The sequence below is a fragment of the Rhodococcus sp. P4_E4 genome (assembly GCF_056401575.1).
Window position 1 is genome coordinate 14659 of sequence record NZ_JBFUJB010000031.1, and the last position, 19533, is coordinate 34191.

The following is a 19533-nucleotide window of genomic DNA, read 5'->3' on the forward strand; positions in this document are numbered from 1 at the left end:
ACCGAGAGCCCATACCTACCTAGAATCGAGGTATGGGCTACAGCGTTGATCTGAACAGCGACCTCGGCGAGGGCTTCGGAGCCTGGACCCTGGGCGACGACGACGCCATGCTCGAACTTGTCACCAGCGCGAACATCGCCTGCGGATTCCATGCCGGTGACCCGACGACGCTGTTGGCGACTTGCGAATCCGCAGCCACCCGCGGCGTGCGGATCGGCGCGCAGGTGGGTTACCGAGACCTCGCCGGTTTCGGCCGACGCTTCATCGACATGTCCCCGAAAGACCTCACCGCCGACGTCATTTATCAAATAGGGGCACTCGACGGTTTGGCTCGCGTCGCCGGATCGCGGGTCACGTACGTCAAACCCCACGGCGCGCTTTACAACGCAATAGTCCATCACCGACGGCAGGCGCGGGCTGTGGTCGCCGCCGTCGTTGCCTACGACAGTTCGCTACCTGTTCTCGGACTACCTGGTTCGGTGTTTCTGGAAGAGGCGCGCGAAGCCGGCCTCGACGTGGTCGCCGAGGCTTTTGCCGATCGCGCGTACACGGCAGAAGGCACTTTGGTCCCCCGCACCGAGTCGGGCGCCGTTCTGAACGACCCGGCGCTTGTTGCAGAACGGGTTCGACGAATGGTCGTCGACGGCGAGTTGGATGCGGTCGACGGGAGCACCCTCAAAATCACCGCGGAGTCGGTGTGCATACACGGTGACAGTCCGGCAGCCGTCGACATGGCCGCAGCGATCCGCGATCTCCTCGAATCCTCCGACGTCGAGATCACACCGTTCACATGATCACGATCCTGCCCGCCGGTGAATCCGCAGTCCTCGTCGAGTACGACGAACTGCCGAGCGTGCTGGGCAACTTCAGGGCTCTCGACGCCAGTCGAATCCCCGGAGTGATCGATCTGATTCCCGCGGCGCGAACCATCCTGATCGAGTACGACAACACGATTACCGGACACAAACTCGTGGAGAAATGGGTACGTGGGGCCGTACCCATCGAACTCACAGCAGATGAGAGCGGGCCTGCTGTCGAGATTCCGGTCCGCTACGACGGCGACGATCTCGTCGAAGTGGGCAAGCTGACCGGACTCGGGGTCGACGGTGTCATCGAGGCTCACACGACTGCGTCGTGGACCGTCGCGTTCATCGGTTTCGCCCCCGGCTTCGCGTATCTGACCAGCAACGAGAGAAAGCTCGAAGTTCCACGTCGATCGGACCCGCGCAGGCAGGTCCCGGCCGGTGCAGTCGGGTTGGCCGGACCGTTCTCGGGCGTCTACCCGCGTAGCTCCCCGGGCGGCTGGCAGTTGATCGGAACGACGGAACTGTCGGTGTGGGATGCCGAGCGCCGCCCGCCGGCGCTGCTTCTACCCGGCACCACAGTCACCTTTGTCCGTGCATGATTTAGGTGCAAGGATAATTTTGGTGTCTTCACCGCGTTGTTGCGGGACAATGGATTCATGGCCTGGCTCGAGGTAGTGCGTACCGGCCCGCTCGCCACAGTTCAGGACCGCGGGCGGAGAGGCTACGGCGCTCTCGGGGTCGGCAGATCCGGCGCCGTCGACATGATCTCGCACGACAGCGCGAACAGACTCGTAGGCAACACTTTTCGAGCAGCAACCATCGAAGTCACCACTGGGGGTTTTGCGATGCGGGCCGTCGGTTCGATGACGGTGGCAGTGACAGGCGCGCGGGTGCCGCTGGTCGTCGACGGACGGCCGGCACCTGACTACGCGAGCATCCACCTGGGCGGTGGCAGCATTATCGAATTGGGTTACAGCACAACCGGGTTGAGAACGTATATCTCTGCACGCGGTGGCGTCGACGTCCCACAGGTACTCGGCAGCAGATCCACCGACACACTCTCCGGGCTCGGGCCGCCGCCGCTCGCCGCCGGCGATCTACTCCTCCTCGGGGCAGAGGAAGGGACGTGGCCCACCGAAGAGTTGATTCCACCGCCCGCACCTGCACTCGGCGCGGTTCCGATCGAGATCACGCTCGGCCCCCGAAATTCCTGGTTCACCGCCGCATCCGTTCACGCGCTCCTTCACACCACGTGGAAAGTCACCGAACACACCAACCGAGTCGGGGTCCGGTTACAGGGCCAAGGGCCTTTACATCGCTCACGCACCGAGGAATTGCCGAGCGAAGGCGTCGTGATGGGATCCATCCAAGTGCCGCCAGGCGGCCAGCCCGTCGTGTTTCTGGCAGACCATCCCGTGACCGGCGGATACCCGGTCATCGCCGTCGTTTCCGACGCAGGGATTGCGTCGCTGGCACAGCTGCGGCCCGGCAGCACCATTACCTTGAAGGCCACTACCAGGCCGTCCTAGCGCTGATAGTCTCAGCCGCGCCAGCAATGCTGCCGGCGGCGCTCGGCCGTCGCCAGAACCTGAAGGACTTTCACACTATGAGCCCTAAGAGCAGCACACTTGCTCTCGGAATAGCGTCAATGATCACTGCTGCACTCGTCCTGTCCGGATGCAGCAGTTCGGAAAGCGGAGACGCTGTCTCCAGTGATACCAACACCAGTGAGACCACTGCTTCCGAAAGTTCTGCATCCTCGTCGTCTGCCGCTGCCGCGACGCCGACTTTGCGGGACGGGACACCGTTCATCGGTGAGCGGACGACGATCGAAACCGGCGACGACCCCGAAGCGCCGAACATCAGCGTCAGCCTCCCGCCGAGCTGGACTCACGGCGAGAACATCCCTGCCGGCGTTACGGATGCGTTGTCCAGCAACAGCCAGGAACCCAGCGGTTTCATGCCGAACACCACCGTGAAGGTCGAAAACCAAGGCACCACAACAAAAGACGAGGCTCTTGCCGCTGAGCGTGAAACGATCGCCACCCTCGACGGATGGACCGAGGTGAAGTACACCGAGATCGACGTCGACGGACAGCAGGGGTTCCGCCTCTCCGGAACCTGGACCGCCCCAAACCTGGACGTTCCGCTCTACGCCGTCATGACAGTCGTCGCTTACCAAGCCGACGACAACTCGCCGGTCTACCTGGTCAGCTTTGCGAATCAGTTCACCGACACGACGAACATGCAGACCTCCAACCAGGTGGAAGAAATCAACACCTCGATCGAATTCGGCTGAGCACCTCATGATTTGAGCACTTGATCACCGAACAACCGCGGCGGGCCGAGACTACGACGCCGAGCGATCCGGTTCCGCCACCGGTTCCGGTTCCGGGGCCAGTGGGATCAACGGGATCAACGGGATCAACGGGATCAACCGGGTCAACGGGATCGACCACATCCGCGGCGCGGACAGTGATGGACGGGCCCAAGTTGGCGAAATTCGCACTCGACTGGAATCCGTTGCCCATCACCGTGGCACCTACCGCCAATCCACTTCCGTACACGGTTCCCGGCGCACACGAAGCAGTGACCGTGTAGCTGGTCTTCATGGTCACCGGTTTGCTGCCGTTGTTGATCCAGCCGGCACTGGTCACCTCGAGCGTCGTGGCTGTCAGTTCCGGCGTTTCAGTGGTTTCGGTCATCGTCCCGCCAACGTGAAACTTCGTGACCTTCGCCGAGCCCGGGACAAAGGTCAAGCATGCGGCATGCGTCTCGGTGAACCTGCTGATATATCCGTCGATTCCGCTCTTCTTCGACACTGTCGTGTAGGTGATCGTGTCACCGACCTTCGGGGACGCATTGTCCACGGTGCGAGTAAATGTGTAGGCACCAGAAGTTGCTATCTCGGCAGTCGCGACTCCCGCACCCAGCGCGCTTGCGCCCACAGCAAGAGCAATCACCCCCAAACCAGCTCCAACGGTGGACAGACTACGATTCCTGGATCCAAACTTTGCCACGAACAATCTCCACTCTGTGTGGTTCCAGGACAACCGAATTCATTGATTACTGGAACTTATTGCAACCCGATTCTCGAAGTACGATACAGTCGACCTGGACATTCGCCCAGCTTTTCGCCGAATTGGTCGCCAATCAGTTAACAACAGGCAATCAAGGTCGAAAAAGTCCTCTCAATTCGGACTTTTCCGTAAATTCTGCCGAACTGACACATAGGCAAGCGTCCGATAGGTTTCAATGGTTACCACGGCGCAACCTTTGAAGAGTCATCCCCATCGCCGTCAGCGTGAACCCCTCGAACGGAGAATTTCATGTCACGTTTCTCAATGCGCAAAACACTCACCGGAGTAGCAATCGCTGCACTTGCAACCAGCGGGCTCGTAATGACCGCAGGCACCGCGAGCGCCGATGCCACCCACCCGTCCTCGGCAACGGTCAACTCCTCCAACGTCCGGATCACCAAGAACATCGTCGGCGACGGCGAAGTTGCACCCGGCGGCAAAGTCACCGTGCGCACGGTCATCTCCACGACCGGCCACCCCGAGCGTTACGTCGACCAGTTCGTCGACCGCTACCCCGCCACGTTCAAATACATCCAGGGCACGGCGACGGTCAACGCTTGGCATTTGATCGGCGGTCAGAAGACCGAATCCGTCACGCCTTCGGTTGACACTGCCGCCCGAACCGTGAATGTGCCCAGCACCGGTTGGCTGATCTCGCCCACCGGCAGCAAGACCGTGACGATCGAGGCGCAGTACCTCGTCGCCGACGATGCACCGATCGGTTCGTACCAGGAAATGTCGAGTTCGATCGGCATCTCGACGTTCAACACCGAGCAGAACATCAGCGGCGTGTACGCCAAGATCCGCGCCAAGAACCCCGGTGAGGCTGCCGCATCAGGCTCTGCAGATCTGGGCTTCGGCTCTTCTGACGGCGAGGGCGGAACCGGTTCGGCCGGCTCGTCCATCCTCGACAACCCGGCCGGCTTCATCTCCGACATCATCAGCGGTGTCCTGGCCAACGGCAGCTGATTCACCTGCTCCACCTGTAAACACTCCGTCGGGGAATGTGATCGAGGGTGGCATCGAGTTTTCGGACTCGGTGCCACCCTCGGTCTTTTGTCGCGACCGCACTCCCTCGTGCCCTGCGTCAAAGAACCAAATAGGAAAGCATTACCTAAGTCATTCGCGGTATGATCCACCGATGAGTTCCACAGGATTTCCGTACTGGGCTGTGCCGGCAGGCCGGTACGTTCCGCTCCCCTTCGCCATGACGACGTCCACCATCGGGCGCGATCAGAAGCGCGCGTGGCGTGAGATCCGCCATCCCGAGCACGAACTCCTGTGGGGCGCTTCCGGCGAGATGAGCGCGTACATCGACGACGTTCGTTGGCAGATCCCACCGACGGTCGGCATGTGGATTCCGGCTGGAACTCCACGGCGCATCACGCTCGGCGCATCCACCGAGGCTCGCTTCACCTATTTCCGGCCCGAGTCGTTCCCCCACCCGTGGACAAAACCCGCGATCATCGGCATCGACGACGTGGTCAAGACGATGCTCATCCATCTGCACCAGCGAAACATGCCTACCGAGGCTCGCTTGCGGGCGGAATCCGTAGTCTTCGACACGCTCGCGCCCATCGAGGCGGCTGATGTCGCAGTGCCGATGCCCGCCGATCCCCGGGCCCTCGCCGTTGCACGCCGCTTGATCGCCGACCCCGCCGATCAACGCGGGCTTGCCGATTGGGCCTATGTGGTCGGTGGAAGCCCCCGTACCCTGAGCCGCGTGTTCTCTCAGGGAACGGGGATGTCCTTCACCGAGTGGAGGATTCAAGTCCGCGTCCGCGCCGCGATGTCCTATCTCGCTGCGGGCGTTCCTGTTTCGACGGTTAGCCGTCGCGTCGGATACGAAACCCCCAGCGCCTTCACCAGCGTGTTCCGCAAGGTCACCGGACGAACACCGAAGAACTATTACTCGGACGCGTGCGAATTGTCAGCCTAACTGGTCAGAAGCCGTTCATCTTCGAGACCAGTTCGGCGAAGGCATATTTGACGCTCAGCGACGTGGGCGAAGCCAGTGCCATGACTCGTGCCAGACCGAGCTGCTGAATCAGCCTGCCGTCCTTGACTGCAGGCAGGTCGGCAAACAACTTGTCCCCCATCAATCCGGGGAGCCCCTGACCACTCGCGTCGTTGAGCACGATCACGTCCGCGTCCAGTTCGTTGTACTGTTCGCGCGATGCAGTCACCGACCCCTGGGTGTCCCCGCACAGCTCTGCGCTTCCGGCCGACTGCTTCAGTCCGAGCTGGGACATCAGGATGACTCTGCCGTCGTCGGCGCAGTAATTGGTGAGGCCGTCGATGTTTCCCGACAGGAAGGTCAAGGTTTTCCCGTTCAGATTCGGGGACCCAGCAGCCAGGTCGGCTATGGAATCGTCAGTTTCCTCGATCAGCTCAGCCGCCCGCTTCGGTTGTCCGAGTACTGAACCGATGGTCGACATCTGCTCTTGCCACGTAGTCGCCCATGCGGTCTCCTTGAACGGAATCGTGGGTGCGATCTGAGAAAGACGTGCGTAGTCGTCTTCGGTGATTCCCGAGACCACCGCGATGATCACGTCCGGCTCCAACGCCAGGATCTGCTCGAATGGCACACCGGAAGTGCTGTCGAGCAACGTGGGTTCGACGTCGCCCAACAATTCTTCGTCCCACGGCAGGATTCCGTTCTCCAAGCCTGCCCCGCTGAACGACTCCATGGCGACGGGCGTCTTGCCCAGTGCCAGGACCGAATCCTGGCTGTTCCAGCCGATGGTCACGATCCGCTGAGGTTCGGTCTCGATGGTGGTCGAGCCGTACGCGTGATCTACGGTGACCGGCAGAGCGCCGGCCTCGGCCAACTGCGTCGTGTCCTCCGACGCTGTTGACTCGGTGCTGCTCTGGCAGCCTGCGAGCAGGGCAATCGCGGCCAACGCAGCCACTATTCGGGTAGTGCTTTTCATCTTCTGTCAGCTCTCTTCGCAAACGTACTTGTTTCGACCAGGCAGGTATATCGAGACCTGATCCCGGTAATGGGGTGTCGATACTCCATCTGTCCGCTGCCGCGTAGCCCTTGGCATCTGCGAGCACTTTCCGCACCCGCTCCGGCTCTACCGTAGAACTGCACAACGAGTGTTCAGATCTGGGCGAGGAGTTTCACGAGTGTCAGCGCTGCCCGAAACTCGTTCCGGTCCGATGGAGATGATCAGAGTCGGATCGTTCTCCTCCGGACGCGGCCCGCGACTGGTTGCAGCCGTCACCGGCCAGGCGTCGTATCAGGTAGCTCAAGCCCTCATTCCGGTGCTGATCGGTACCGTCGTCGACCGTGCAATCGGAAAGTCCGACAGCACAGCACTTCTCGTGTGGCTTGCTGTGTTGTGTGCTCTGTTCGTGGGACTTGCTCTGTCGTGGCGCATCGCGGTTCGCCTGAACACGCAGGTCTTCGTCTACGGTGAACACGACCTACGATTGAACGCTGCCAGACGGGTACTCGATGCCAGAGGCATGCAAGCTCAGCGCTCGACGGGTGAAGTTCTCACCATCTCCACCTCGGACGCCTCACACGTCTCGGGCTTCTCCTGGGTTGTCGCCGAACAGGGCTCAGCTTTTGCGGGGCTCGCCGCGGCAGTGATTTCGCTTGCCTTCGTCTCGTGGCCGCTCGCACTGATCGTCGTACTCATCACTGCTGCGCAGCTCGTATTCATTCACAAGATCAGCGGTCCACTGGACGAGCGTGTGTATGCAGAGCAGAAGAAGGCAGCCGAGGCAGGCATGCTTGCAACTGATTTCACGCTGGGCCTGCGAGTACTGAAGGGTTTCGGGGCTGAGCCCACTGCCCTGTCGCGATACGTCAAGGCGAGCCGGGCGTCGATGAAAGCAGCGATCCGGACGGTCAGAGCAATGTCCAGTCTGACCGCGCTCAATTCCGGGGTCTCCGCGTTGGTGCTGGCGTCGGTCGCACTTGGAGCCGCGTGGATGGCGCATCAAGGCACGATCACCGTGGGCAACTTCGTCACCGTTGTCGGCTTGAGCAGGGTCATTGCCGGTCCGATGGAAACTCTGGGGTTCTTCGGTGCAGAACTCGCTGCCAAGCGAGGCTCCGCACGCAGGCTGTCCGAACTCCTGGCCGAGCCGCACCTGATCGAATCGCCGCCCTCCACCGCCCCGATCAGCGCTGTCAGAAGTGAAGACGCCCTGCTGATTTCGACGGACAACGGAACTGTCGTCTCAGCTCGCCGCGGCGAGGTGGTGGGCGTGCGCGCGCACGATTCCGCTCACCGACTGGCACGCCAACTCGCCTTTCAGACTCCGCTGGACCCCGACTGCTACTTCGTATTCGGCACCGATGCAACCGAACTCGGTCCGGACGGAGTTCGCGATCAGGTGTTCGTCTCCGCTCATGAAGGAACCGTGTTCACCGGCACCGTCTTCGACAACCTGGCTGCACCGAACGTCGACTCGTCGGCAATGACGTCATCTGCGCTCGACGACGTGTTGACGCATCTGCCCGACGGCCACCTCTCCGAGGTAGGTGAGCAAGGAAAGAAACTCTCCGGAGGTCAGCGGCAACGCCTTCTCCTCGCCCGCGCTTTGCATCAACCCCAGCCGATCCTGGTCCTCCACGAACCCACCACTTCCGTGGACTCTGTCACCGAACATCGAATTGCACACTCACTGAGAAACTTTCCCGACAAGGCCATTGTGGTGATCACCTCGAGTCCGACCTTGCTCCATTCGTGTGACCGTGTCGTCACGATCGACCACGCCGCTCGGGACGGAGACTCACTGTGACCGACACCCTTCCGGATGCATCTGCTGTTCCGGCTACATCTGCCTTGCCGATCGCGTCGACCACACAGACGGTCCGCGCATTGATCGCACTGCTTCGGCCACGGGGGCGAGCGCTCGCACTCACGACCGTCGTACTTCTCTCCGCTACGGCCTGCGGCCTGTCCACCCCGGCGCTGCTCGGGCTCATGGTCGATGCGGTTACGGAGGGCAAACCGTTTGTCTCACTTCTGCGTATCACCGCATTCATGCTCGGTGCAGCGGCAGCAGGAGTTGCGCTGACCTGGTGGAGCACACAGCTTCTCGCGAATGTCGCGCAGAACGTGCTGGCCGATCTTCGTGAGGACGTGTTCGCCGCCACGCTCGCGCAGCCGTCGTCACTGGTCGAGGATGCCGGAACCGGTGATCTGATTTCCCGGGTCTCGGGTGACGTCGAAGCGGTCAACACCGTTATCGCACGGGTGCTGCCCGCAACGGTGTCCGCCCTGTTCATGATTTCACTGACGCTTGTCGGTGTGGGAGTGATCGATTGGCGATTCACCGTGGCAATCGTTGCCGTTGCACCAATTCACTATTTCGCTCTTCGCCATTTCCTCCGACGCTCCGGACCCGTCTACCGACGCTCTCGCGCTGCGCAGGCCAGGCGGGGACAGCAGCTCATCGAAACCCTGGGTGGTGCAGGTACTGTCACTGCCCTGCGTCGAACCGACGAGCACATCGGCCGAATCGCCGAGACCTCCGAGCATGCCATCAGCTTCGACATGCAGGCAGTTCGACTGCGCACCAACTTCTTCGCTCAACTCAACGGCGCCGAACTGCTCGGACTGGCCGCGGTCCTGAGCGTCGGCTACTGGCTCGTGACCACGGGATCGGTGTCCATCGGGGCCGCTACCGCCGCTGCGCTCTACTTCCACAGTCTGTTCAGCCCCATCGCGGTATTTCTCTCGAACATCGACGAATTGCAGGATGCGGGTGCCAGCCTGGCTCGCCTGATCGGTGTCACCGCGATGCCCGGGCGTCCCGCGGGCAATCCTGCCTCGGCTCGGTCCGCACCCATCGGAGTCGACGTGAAGCGGGTTTCTTACTCGTACGACAACTCCACCCCGGTGATCGATTCGATCTCGATCTCGATCGCACCGGGGGAACGAATCGCCGTCGTCGGCAGCAGTGGTGCCGGAAAGACCACACTCGCCAAACTGATTGCCGGCATCATTCCCGTCGGGGACGGGCGAATCACCGTCGACGGCACACCGATTGACGACCTGAGTGATGCCGAACTTCGGCACAAAGTCGTCCTGGTCAGCCAGGAAGTTCACGTGTTCGTCGGGACGATCGCCGACGATCTCCGGTTGTGCGCACCAGATTCGGACGATGCGAAGATCACCGAAGCCGTCGAAACGATGAAAGCTCAATGGATCCATGAGCTTCCGGACGGGCTCGAGACCAGGGTCGGGGCGGGCGGGTACCAGTTGACGGCGGCACAGGCACAGCACATAGCCCTCGTCCGGCTGGCTCTGCTCGACCCGCCCGTCGTCATCCTCGACGAGGCGACTGCCGAAGCCGGAACCACTGCAGCAGGTCTACTCGATCAGGCAGCCGAGCTCGCAGTCACCGGCAGGACTGCCGTGGTGATCGCACACCGCCTGAGCCAAGCAGTCCGCGCCGATCGCATACTCGTCATGAGCGGTGGCCGCGTGGTCGAGAGCGGGACACATGACGAACTGATCGGCGCGGACGGTTCCTACGCTGCACTGTGGGAAGCCTGGTCGGTACGGAGCTAGAACCCCGCCAGGCTCACCTGAAAGCCGTTACAACTCAGCTGCTACGACGCCTGCGGGCGATGTCCGCCAGGACGACTCCGGCGGCAACCGAGGCGTTGAGCGACTCGACCGGACCCGCCATCGGAATCGACAGGATCGCGTCGCAGTTCTCGCGGACGAGGCGCGAAAGGCCCTTGCCCTCGGAACCGACCACGATCACCACAGGACCGCTGCCGTCGAAATCGTCGAGAGTGGTGTCACCTTCGGCGTCGAGACCGACGACCTGAACACCCTTCGACGCCCAGTCCTTGAGCGTGCGAGTGAGGTTGGTTGCCCGAGCAATCGGCAGACGAGCGGCAGCACCGGCGCTGGTACGCCAAGCGACAGCACTCACGCTCGCGCTACGACGCTCCGGAATCACGACGCCGTGTCCACCGAAAGCTGCGACCGAGCGCACAACGGCACCCAGGTTGCGGGGATCGGTGATGTTGTCCAGCGCGACGAGCAGTGGCGGCTCGGCGTGCTTACGTGCCTCGGACAGAAGATCGTCCGGGTGCGCGTAGCGGTACGGCGGAACCTGCAGAGCGATGCCCTGGTGAAGACCGTTGGCGCTGAGGCGATCCAGATCCGAGCGCGGCACCTCGAGAATGGAAATACCGGCGTCGGCAGCCCGCTGAACGGATTCCTTCAACCGGTCGTCGCTCTCGGTACCGACAGCCACCCACAGCGCCGTCGCCGGAACACCCGCGCGCAGGCACTCCACCACCGGGTTGCGACCGAGCACGGTCTCGGGACCGTCGAGAACCTTGCGGCCCGGCCCCGGACGGCCACCGCGGCCCTGGTTCTGCTTATCGTCGGCCCGGGCGGCGCGCGCTGCACGCTTCGCCGCTGGGTGCTTGGTGCGTGCCTCGGCGGGAGGCGTAGCACCGCGGCCGGCGAGACCACGCTTGTGCTGGCCACCGGAACCGGCAACCTGGCCCTTCTTGGTGCCGCCCTTACGGACTGCGCCGCGCCTGCTCGAGTTTCCAGCCATTGTTACTGCCCTGCCTTAAGGGACCATTCGGGTCCGTCGGGAGTATCGGTTACTTCGATACCCGCCTTGATGAGGCGATCGCGGACCTCGTCCGCCACCGCCCAGTTCTTTTCCGTACGTGCCTGCTGCCGACGATCGAGATCGGCCCGCACCAACACGTCCAAAGCTTCCATTGCCGTCTCGGTGTCGCCACCGGACTGCGTCCAATGCTCGTCGAGTGGGTCGACGCCCAGGATCGCGAGCATGGCCCGCACCTGACCGGCAGCCACCCGAGCCGCGTCGAGATCACCGGCAGCGAGCGCGGAATTACCCTCGCTCGCCTTGCCGTGAATCTCGGCCAACGCGATCGGCACCGACAAGTCGTTGTCGAGAGCCGCCGCGAAACCTTCGGTCCAAGTACCGAGTTCGACGCCACCCGCACGCTTGTGTGTGCGCAGGACGAACGACTCGAGCCCCTGGTAGGACTTCGCGCTTTCGTCCAACGCCTCGTCCGAGTACTCGAGATTGGAACGGTAGTGCGCACTACCGAGGTAGTACCGAAGTTCTTGCGGACGAACCTTCTTGAGCACGTTCGGCACCGAGAGAACGTTGCCCAACGACTTGGACATCTTCTCGCCACTCATCGTGACCCAGCCGTTGTGCAACCAGTACTGAGCGAAATCGTCGCCGGCGCACTTGGCCTGCGCAATTTCGTTCTCGTGGTGCGGGAAGACGAGATCGCGTCCACCACAATGGATGTCGAATGCCGCCCCGAGGTAGAACTCCGCCATGGCCGAGCACTCGAGGTGCCAGCCCGGACGGCCAGGTCCCCACGGTGTCGGCCACGAGGGCTCACCGGGCTTGACGGCCTTCCAGAGGGTGAAGTCGCGAGGATCGCGCTTGCCCTCGGCCGCACTCTCGCCCTGATGAACGTCGTCGAGTTTGTGGCCGGACAGTGCGCCGTACTCGGGGTAGCTCTGCACGTCGAAGTAGACGTCGCCGCCCGCCGCGTACGCGTGGCCGTTCTCGATCAGGCGTTCCATCATCTCGACCATCTGCGTCACGTGACCGGTGGCCCGCGGCTCGATGGACGGCGGCAGCACACCCAGTTGGTCGTAGGCCCACGTGAACGACCGCTCGAACGTCGCCGCCCACTCCCACCAAGGTCGACCGGCGCCGGCGGCCTTGTTGAGAATCTTGTCGTCGATGTCCGTCACGTTGCGCACGAAGGCAACGTCGTTGCCGTGCGCCAACAGCCAGCGTCGCAGCACGTCGAAAGCGACGCCGCTACGAACGTGTCCGATGTGAGGATCGCCCTGAACTGTCGCCCCACACAGGTACACCGATGCATGTCCGGGGGCCAACGGAACAAAATCCCGAAGGGCCCGCGTACCGGTGTCGTATAGGCGCAGGGTCACGACCAGCGATCTTACCTGTCGTGTTCGGTTGTCATGACCAACGCGGTGGCCATGGCGGCGATCCCCTCGCCGCGACCGGTCAAGCCGAGCCCGTCCGTGGTGGTCGCGGACACCGAAACAGGCGCGCCGAGAATGTCCGAGAGCACCTTCTGCGCCTCGTCGCGTCGCGGCCCGATCTTCGGTCGGTTGCCGATGACCTGCACCGCGGCGTTGCCGACGGTGAACTGGTTCTCTTCGAGCAGTCGACGAACCTCGGCAAGCATTCGAGCGCCGCTCACGCCGTCCCATTCGGGCCTGCCGGTGCCGAAAACCGAACCGAGGTCGCCAAGACCTGCGGCGGAGAGCAACGCGTCACAGAGCGCGTGGACGGCGACGTCGCCGTCCGAATGCCCCGAGCACCCGTCTGCTTCCTCAAACAGCAACCCGGCCATCCAGCAAGGTCGGCCGACCTCGATGGGATGAACATCCGTGCCGAGACCGACGCGCATCTATTTTCCGTCCTGTGAGTCCGCGCTCAACTCTGTCTCCGAGATCAGGAGCGCCCGTGCAAGGACGAGGTCGAGCGGAGTGGTGATCTTGAAGGCGAGAGCGTCGCCGGGAATCGTCTGCACCGAAACACCGAGACGCTCCACCAGAGCGGCGTCGTCGGTCGCGGCGACATCACCGGCGTCGTACGCACTGCGCAGGACGTCGGTGGAGAAGCCTTGAGGAGTTTGAACCGCACGCAACTCCGAACGCAGAGGCGTTCCGGTGACTGCGCCGAGTACGTCGACCGACTTGATCGTGTCGGTAACCGGGAGTACCGGGATGACAGCGGAGCTGCCGGCTCGGAGAGCGTCGACGACGCGCGCGATCAACGCCGGTGGTGTCAATGCCCGCGCGGCGTCGTGCACGAGTACAAAATCTGCGTCGCCGGCAGCACTGAGACCGGCTCGAACCGAATCGGTTCTTTCGGCACCACCACCGACGACGTCGACGTCCGCTGCACGACCGAGGTCGGCTACGACGGATTCGACCAGTTCAGGCGGCACAATGACAACAACGCGGTCGATCGCTCCGGATTTCCGGAGTCCATCGACCGCGCGTGCAAGCATGGTGCACCCACCGAGTTCGACAAATGCCTTGGGCAATTTCTCGCCCAATCGCACTCCCCGACCTGCGGCAGGTACCAGGGCTACTACTGCCACTGTCAGCTTTGTTGTGTTGCAGTCAGGACGCGGCCGCGAGGACCTCGTCGAGAATGGTCTCTGCCTTCTCGGTGTCAGTGCCCTCGGCGAGCGCGAGCTCTCCGACGAGAATCTGACGAGCCTTGGCGAGCATGCGCTTCTCACCAGCGGAAAGCCCGCGGTCCTGCTCACGACGCCACAGGTCACGAACAACTTCTGCAACCTTGTTCACGTCACCTGAGGCAAGCTTCTCGAGATTTGCCTTGTATCGACGAGACCAGTTGGTGGGCTCCTCGGTGTGCGGTGCTCGCAGAACCTGGAAAACCTTGTCGAGGCCTTCTTGGCCGACCACGTCACGAACTCCGACGTACTCTGCGTTGTCTGCAGGAACCCGTACTGTGAGATCGCCTTGAGCGACCTTCAGAACCAGGTACTCCTTCTGCTCACCCTTGATGGTGCGGGTTTCGATAGCTTCGATCAGCGCCGCACCGTGATGGGGGTATACGACGGTGTCTCCGACCTTGAAAATCATGTGTCCCGTGCCCCTTTCGATTCCACTAGTTTAACACGTGAAAGAACCGACCACTCATCAACTGTGCAGGTCAGGGGCATCCTTGCTCGAGCGTAGGGGTTGACAGGGCTTGTTGTACGTGCATCCAACTGGTCTGGAGCACCCCTGCATAACCGACTGAAAGCCCACGCAGACAACCGTTGTGGCGACCCGACGGCCAGCCCGCGGGACCTTATCTACTACTCTGCCTAGTGGAGTGCGAACCTGACGCCGTGGAGGACAAATCGTGACTGCTATCCGTAAGCCGACTCGTCGAGTCGCTACCGCCATTGCACTGGCTGCAGGCGCAGCCATCGCGCTGTCCGCTTGCGGTTCCGGACAGGTGAGCCAGACCGCCGTCCAGCAGGCCGCCGTGAACGGCAACAGCGCCAACCTCGGTGAGATCGCACTGCGCAACGTGCACATCGCCTACCCCTCGTCCGAGGAATACAGCATCGAGCCGGGCGGCAACGCCGTGCTCGCGTTCACCGTCGTGAACGACAGCGCCGAGACCACGGACAAGCTCGTCAGCATCACCACCGATTACGCAGCACGCGTCATCGCAGGTGAAGAGGTAGGCGGCTTGACGATCAAGCCGCAGACGTCGCTGCAGGCCGGCCAGCTGCCCGCAGGCGAAGGTGCCGCGACCGAGGCAGAGACCCAGATCAAGAACAACGAAGAGAACGACGACGCACCCGCTGCGCTCACTCTCGTCGTTCTGCAGGACATCAAGGCAGGCGTTCGCCCCGGCTTGACCGTCCCGATCACCTTCAAGTTCGAGAAGGCCGGCTCGGTCACCGTCGACGTACCGGTCGACGCAGGCCCGCAGCTCGAGCGCAACGAGTCGGACAAGTCGCCCGACGTCGCAGAAGCCGGGCACTGAGCGCCGAATCACCAAGGCGCACACTGCGCTTCGCAGAACAACTTCAGAATCACACTAGAGGCGGGGTCCATGTCGGACCCCGCCTCTAGTCTGTCCCGGTGGCCAAAGTGAAATCGAACTACCGATGCTCCGAATGCCAGTCGGTAGTGCCCAAGTGGGTCGGTAGATGTCCGGACTGCGATTCGTGGGGCTCGATGACCGAGGTCGCGGTAGTGGCACCCGTCGCCAGTCGCGCCGGCGCCTCACTCGCCAAAGCGGGATCGAGCGCCGTACTCCCTACGACGCCGGCCACGCCGTTGACACAGATCGACAGCACCTCGACGCAGGCCAAGCCCACCGGGATCGGCGAGTTGGACCGCGTCCTCGGCGGTGGCGTCGTACCTGGTTCGGTGGTGCTGCTCGCGGGCGAGCCCGGAGTCGGAAAATCGACGCTACTTCTCGAGGTCGTCTACCGCTGGGCGATGCGCAGCGCGGATGATCGAGCGTTGTACGTCACCGGCGAGGAGTCCGCCGGTCAGGTTCGACTTCGGGCAGATCGCACCAACTCTGTCCACGAACGGATGTATCTGGCGGCCGAATCCGATCTCGCGACCATCCTCGGCCACATCGAGCAGGTCAAGCCGACCCTGGTCATCGTCGACTCGGTGCAGACCATGCTTGCTGCCGACGTCGACGGAGTCGTCGGCGGCGTGACTCAGGTCAAGGCCGTCACCAGCGCCTTGACCTCCCTGGCGAAGGCCAGTGGAATCCCGGTGCTTCTGATCGGCCACGTCACCAAGGACGGCGCCGTCGCCGGACCGCGCTCGCTCGAGCATCTCGTAGACGTGGTTCTGCACTTCGAAGGCGACAAGCACTCCACGCTGCGCATGGTCCGCGGCGTCAAGAACAGATTCGGTGCGGCCGACGAGGTGGGATGCTTCGAGCTGAGCGAGCAGGGCATCAACGAGATCAGCGATCCGTCCGGCCTGTTCCTGCATCACCGCGAAGAAGCCGTGGAAGGCACGGCCGTCACCGTGATGATGGACGGTAAGCGACCGCTACTCGGTGAAGTTCAGGCCCTCGTCGCCGCCACGCCTCTACCGACACCTCGTCGAGCCGTCAGTGGGCTCGACACCGCCCGTGTGGCCATGGTTCTGGCCGTGTTGGAGCGCCGCGTCGGGGTGTCGATCTCGAAGGCCGACGTCTACGCCGCGACCGTCGGCGGTATGCGGATGACCGAGCCGGGTGCCGATCTGGCTCTTGCCATAGCGGTCGCTTCCGCTGTGAAAGCCAAACCTGTCCCCAAGGGGCTCGTCATCCTCGGCGAGGTCGGACTCGCCGGAGAGGTTCGACGAGTTGCCGGCGTGAACCGACGGCTGATCGAAGCTGCCAGATTGGGATTCACCAGCGCCATCGTGCCGGTCGATTCCGGCCCGAACATTCCCGGCATGCGCGTCAACGAAGTAGCGAACCTGGCCGAGGCACTCGCCTATGCCGGATTGATGGGCGGCAAACAAGCCCCGTCTCGCCCCAAGCTCACTCCGGTGAAGTGACCGGCCTGCGGCCGACTACCGCGTCAGACCGACGAGGTGCCGAACGGGGAAGTCGGTTCGCCGTCCACGAACTCCTTGGTCTTGGCGAAGTGTTCCGACGTGATGGTCAGGAACAGTCCGCGGGACGTTCCCACCACCGTGTCCGGATCCGCTGTCGGACCTTCGACGATCACCGCTTCCGCGCTGGTGTAGACCTTGCGGCGCACAACGCCGTCGATGCGAGCCCGAAATTCGAGCACCGATCCCAACGGGATCGGTCGGGCGAAGTCGATCTCGAGGTGCCCGGTCACCACCGGCGAGCCGAGAGCCATGCATGCCATGCCTTGCGCCTCGTCGAAAGCCGTCGACAAAATGCCGCCGTGAATGACCCCCGGACCGCCCTGATACTTCTTGGCGACCTCCAGACGGCCCGTCACTTCCAACCCGTCACCAGCCCTGAAACTCATCGCCATTCCCGCAGGCTGGTCGTCGCCGCAGCCGAAGCATTTCGACCAGTGCTGAGGCAACTTCTCGCCGGCGGCCGGAAAGAATTCGACCGGCTCCGGGACAGTCAGGTCATCAGGCAGGGTCCAGGTACTACTCATGGATAGGTAATCTAAACGGGGATCAGTCCGGCGCAGGCATCGGACCCGACCGAAGTGACATCGACCTCAGCAGGGAGTTTCTCAATGATCAGTGCGATGGCGGACACACAGTCGTCGTCGGCATTGCGAGAGACCATCGCCAGGTTGGCGCCGGGTACCGCTTTGCGAGACGGGCTCGAACGAATTCTGCGCGGACGTACCGGCGCGCTGATCGTCCTCGGATACGACGAGGAGATGGAAGCGCTGTGTGACGGCGGATTCAACCTCGACGTGGAGTTCGCACCGACCCGATTGCGTGAGCTCTCGAAGATGGACGGCGCGGTAGTCCTCTCGACGGACGGCACACGCATCGTGCGCGCCAATGTCCAACTGGTTCCCGATCACAAGATTCCCACCGTCGAATCCGGCACCAGGCACCGTGCCGCCGAGCGCACGGCAATTCAAACTGGCTATCCCGTGGTCTCGGTCAGTCAGTCGATGTCGATCGTCAGTGTGTACGTCGGTGGTATCCGGCACGTCATCGACGGCTCGGCCACCATACTTTCGCGCGCCAACCAGGCCGTCGCGACGCTCGAACGATACAAAGCGCGACTCGACGAAGTGACACGGCAACTGTCGGTGGTCGAGATCGAGGATTTCGTGACTCTGCGCGACGCGTTGACCGTCGTACAGCGACTCGAAATGGTTCGCCGTGTGTCGATCGAAATCGAGCAGGATGTCCTCGAGCTCGGCACCGACGGTCGCCAGCTGGCACTGCAGCTCGAAGAACTGGTCGGCGACAACGACATTGCACGTCAACTGATCGTTCGGGATTACCTTGCCGGCCCCGAACCCATCGGCACCGCGGCGATGGACAACGTCCTCGTCGCACTCGATCGCGTCACCGACGCCGACCTACTCGATCTCACGACTCTTGCGCGTGTCCTCGGTTATCCGGGCACGATCGAAGCCCTCGACACTCCGATGACTCCTCGCGGATATCGCGTACTGATGCGTGTGCCTCGATTGCAGTTCCATCAGATCCACCGGTTGGTCGGATCCTTCGGCACTCTCCAGTCGCTGCTGGCCGCTACGGCTGCCGATCTGCAGTCGGTCGAGGGCATCGGCGGGCTGTGGGCCCGTCACATACGTGAGGGACTTTCCCGGCTCGCGGAGACGTCGATCACCGGATCGTTCAACTAGCGGGCCTGTTCGGGCTTGCCCGCTCTCACGCGATGTTGAACGGCTCCGGGGAGCTTCGCAGTGCGCCGAGCTGACCGACAACCGTGTACGCGCCTGCGCCCACCGGATTGCGCTCGGGGTTCTGCGCGGTCGCGCACTCGGGGGTCGACGTCGTGGCCGACCAGGCGACCTTGAACGCAGCTTGCTCGCCGGGAGCGAGATTGCGTACGTCGGCTGCGGGCTGGGGATAGCAGTCGACGTTGGACCACAAACGGGTCTTGCCGTCGATGCTGTAGACGAGCACCTGCTGCAGGCCGCCCGCCAGATCTCGATCACAGGGTGCCGAACCGATGTTGGTGATGACGATCGTGAAGGACGGCTCTTCACCGGGAGCGAAGGTCGCCTTGTCTGCGGTCGCCTTGACTGCCAACGACGAGTCCGCGCACTGACCAGCCGGGACCGGAGCGCCGGTGGTCGACGAGGACGATGCCGACGTCGACGATCCCGAAGCCTGCGTGCCCGAGCCACCTGATCCACCCGCAGCACCGCCACCCGAACCACCGTTACCGTCCGGCGCGTTGGAGCCGGAAGGGTTGGGGGTGAAGGAGACGTCCGTCGTCAGCGAATAACTCGCAGCGGCCGAATTGGCCTCAGGAGTATCGCTTCCACCGCCGAAGAGGGCGGACGCCGCCCAGATGATCAACGCCAGTGCAATGACGGCGGCACCAATGGCCAGCGCCCGGCGACGCCAGTAGATCTCGGGGGGCAGTGGTCCATTCGGTTCCAACACGGACTCAACGGTAGTTGGCGCAGGGTCCACTAA

20 protein-coding genes are annotated in these 19533 nt (G+C 62.9%); 11 read left to right on the forward strand and 9 right to left on the reverse strand.

The genetic code is table 11. The features are described 5' to 3' along the window. Positions 1–32 precede the first annotated feature (32 nt). The 4 genes from AC1DVN_RS28370 to AC1DVN_RS28385 all read left to right on the forward strand — a co-directional run bounded on the left by AC1DVN_RS28370 (position 33) and on the right by AC1DVN_RS28385 (position 3105). A complete protein-coding gene (locus AC1DVN_RS28370) occupies positions 33–794 on the forward strand; it encodes a LamB/YcsF family protein (RefSeq protein WP_477994561.1) in 762 nt (253 codons plus the stop codon). Then, on the forward strand, positions 791–1405 hold the full coding sequence (pxpB, locus tag AC1DVN_RS28375) for a 5-oxoprolinase subunit PxpB (RefSeq protein ID WP_336505112.1): 615 nt from the start codon (positions 791–793) through the stop codon (positions 1403–1405). Before AC1DVN_RS28370 ends, pxpB begins: the two co-directional genes overlap by 4 nt. 57 nt (positions 1406–1462) lie before the next feature. Next, positions 1463–2335 carry a 5-oxoprolinase subunit C family protein gene (locus AC1DVN_RS28380; protein WP_069146949.1) on the forward strand — a complete coding sequence of 291 codons (873 nt, stop codon included), beginning with the start codon at positions 1463–1465 and terminating at the stop codon, positions 2333–2335. A 77-nt stretch (positions 2336–2412) separates the two neighbouring features. Further along, entirely contained in the window at positions 2413–3105 is a 693-nt protein-coding gene (locus tag AC1DVN_RS28385) for an LpqN/LpqT family lipoprotein (RefSeq protein ID WP_080909048.1), read from the forward strand. On the opposite strand, the gene AC1DVN_RS28390 is transcribed toward AC1DVN_RS28385, so the two are convergent. Beyond that, positions 3080–3769 (reverse strand): hypothetical protein, encoded by a 690-nt coding sequence (locus AC1DVN_RS28390; RefSeq protein ID WP_477994564.1) that lies wholly within the window; start codon positions 3767–3769, stop codon positions 3080–3082. The two genes, AC1DVN_RS28385 and AC1DVN_RS28390, sit on opposite strands and share 26 nt — an antisense overlap. A gap of 366 nt (positions 3770–4135) precedes the next feature. On the opposite strand from AC1DVN_RS28390, the gene AC1DVN_RS28395 reads away from it, so the two are divergent. Next, complete coding sequence (locus AC1DVN_RS28395) at positions 4136–4855, forward strand: hypothetical protein (RefSeq protein ID WP_241895978.1); 720 nt, start codon at positions 4136–4138, stop codon at positions 4853–4855. A 172-nt stretch (positions 4856–5027) separates the two neighbouring features. Further along, positions 5028–5825 (forward strand): helix-turn-helix domain-containing protein, encoded by a 798-nt coding sequence (locus AC1DVN_RS28400; protein ID WP_019746842.1) that lies wholly within the window; start codon positions 5028–5030, stop codon positions 5823–5825. Between the two features lie 4 nt (positions 5826–5829). Here AC1DVN_RS28400 and AC1DVN_RS28405 read toward each other — a convergent pair whose 3' ends face one another. Then, positions 5830–6819, reverse strand: coding sequence for an iron-siderophore ABC transporter substrate-binding protein (locus tag AC1DVN_RS28405; protein ID WP_031330914.1), 990 nt, complete (start codon positions 6817–6819; stop codon positions 5830–5832). Between the two features lie 199 nt (positions 6820–7018). Between AC1DVN_RS28405 and AC1DVN_RS28410 the strand changes: the two genes are divergently transcribed. After that, complete coding sequence (locus tag AC1DVN_RS28410; protein WP_477994567.1) at positions 7019–8647, forward strand: ABC transporter transmembrane domain-containing protein; 1629 nt, start codon at positions 7019–7021, stop codon at positions 8645–8647. Then, entirely contained in the window at positions 8644–10425 is a 1782-nt protein-coding gene (locus tag AC1DVN_RS28415) for an ABC transporter ATP-binding protein (RefSeq protein WP_477994568.1), read from the forward strand. The genes AC1DVN_RS28410 and AC1DVN_RS28415 overlap by 4 nt, the downstream gene beginning before the upstream one ends. 34 nt (positions 10426–10459) lie before the next feature. Here AC1DVN_RS28415 and rlmB read toward each other — a convergent pair whose 3' ends face one another. The 5 genes from rlmB to carD are packed head-to-tail and all read right to left on the reverse strand — an operon-like array spanning position 10460 to position 14532. Continuing rightward, on the reverse strand, positions 10460–11437 hold the full coding sequence (gene rlmB, locus AC1DVN_RS28420; protein WP_019746838.1) for a 23S rRNA (guanosine(2251)-2'-O)-methyltransferase RlmB: 978 nt from the start codon (positions 11435–11437) through the stop codon (positions 10460–10462). Positions 11438–11439: 2 nt separating this feature from the next. Beyond that, on the reverse strand, positions 11440–12834 hold the full coding sequence (gene cysS / locus AC1DVN_RS28425) for a cysteine--tRNA ligase (RefSeq protein WP_003945830.1): 1395 nt from the start codon (positions 12832–12834) through the stop codon (positions 11440–11442). An 11-nt stretch (positions 12835–12845) separates the two neighbouring features. Continuing rightward, a complete protein-coding gene (gene ispF / locus AC1DVN_RS28430; protein ID WP_020968387.1) occupies positions 12846–13322 on the reverse strand; it encodes a 2-C-methyl-D-erythritol 2,4-cyclodiphosphate synthase in 477 nt (158 codons plus the stop codon). Continuing rightward, positions 13323–14021 (reverse strand): 2-C-methyl-D-erythritol 4-phosphate cytidylyltransferase, encoded by a 699-nt coding sequence (ispD, locus tag AC1DVN_RS28435; protein ID WP_029254433.1) that lies wholly within the window; start codon positions 14019–14021, stop codon positions 13323–13325. It lies immediately after the preceding gene. Positions 14022–14043: 22 nt separating this feature from the next. Further along, positions 14044–14532 carry an RNA polymerase-binding transcription factor CarD gene (carD, locus tag AC1DVN_RS28440; protein ID WP_003945666.1) on the reverse strand — a complete coding sequence of 163 codons (489 nt, stop codon included), beginning with the start codon at positions 14530–14532 and terminating at the stop codon, positions 14044–14046. A 265-nt stretch (positions 14533–14797) separates the two neighbouring features. Between carD and AC1DVN_RS28445 the strand changes: the two genes are divergently transcribed. Both AC1DVN_RS28445 and radA read left to right on the forward strand, forming a co-directional pair. Further along, entirely contained in the window at positions 14798–15433 is a 636-nt protein-coding gene (locus tag AC1DVN_RS28445; protein ID WP_021342814.1) for a copper chaperone PCu(A)C domain-containing protein, read from the forward strand. A 98-nt stretch (positions 15434–15531) separates the two neighbouring features. After that, complete coding sequence (gene radA, locus AC1DVN_RS28450; protein WP_003945739.1) at positions 15532–16965, forward strand: DNA repair protein RadA; 1434 nt, start codon at positions 15532–15534, stop codon at positions 16963–16965. 23 nt (positions 16966–16988) lie between these two features. On the opposite strand, the gene AC1DVN_RS28455 is transcribed toward radA, so the two are convergent. After that, positions 16989–17549, reverse strand: a complete 561-nt coding sequence (locus tag AC1DVN_RS28455; RefSeq protein ID WP_019746834.1) for a PaaI family thioesterase — start codon at positions 17547–17549, stop codon at positions 16989–16991. Between the two features lie 96 nt (positions 17550–17645). Between AC1DVN_RS28455 and disA the strand changes: the two genes are divergently transcribed. Beyond that, positions 17646–18731 carry a DNA integrity scanning diadenylate cyclase DisA gene (gene disA, locus AC1DVN_RS28460; RefSeq protein WP_024487741.1) on the forward strand — a complete coding sequence of 362 codons (1086 nt, stop codon included), beginning with the start codon at positions 17646–17648 and terminating at the stop codon, positions 18729–18731. Positions 18732–18756: 25 nt separating this feature from the next. On the opposite strand, the gene AC1DVN_RS28465 is transcribed toward disA, so the two are convergent. Further along, complete coding sequence (locus AC1DVN_RS28465) at positions 18757–19500, reverse strand: DUF4232 domain-containing protein (RefSeq protein WP_477994569.1); 744 nt, start codon at positions 19498–19500, stop codon at positions 18757–18759. Positions 19501–19533 lie beyond the last annotated feature (33 nt).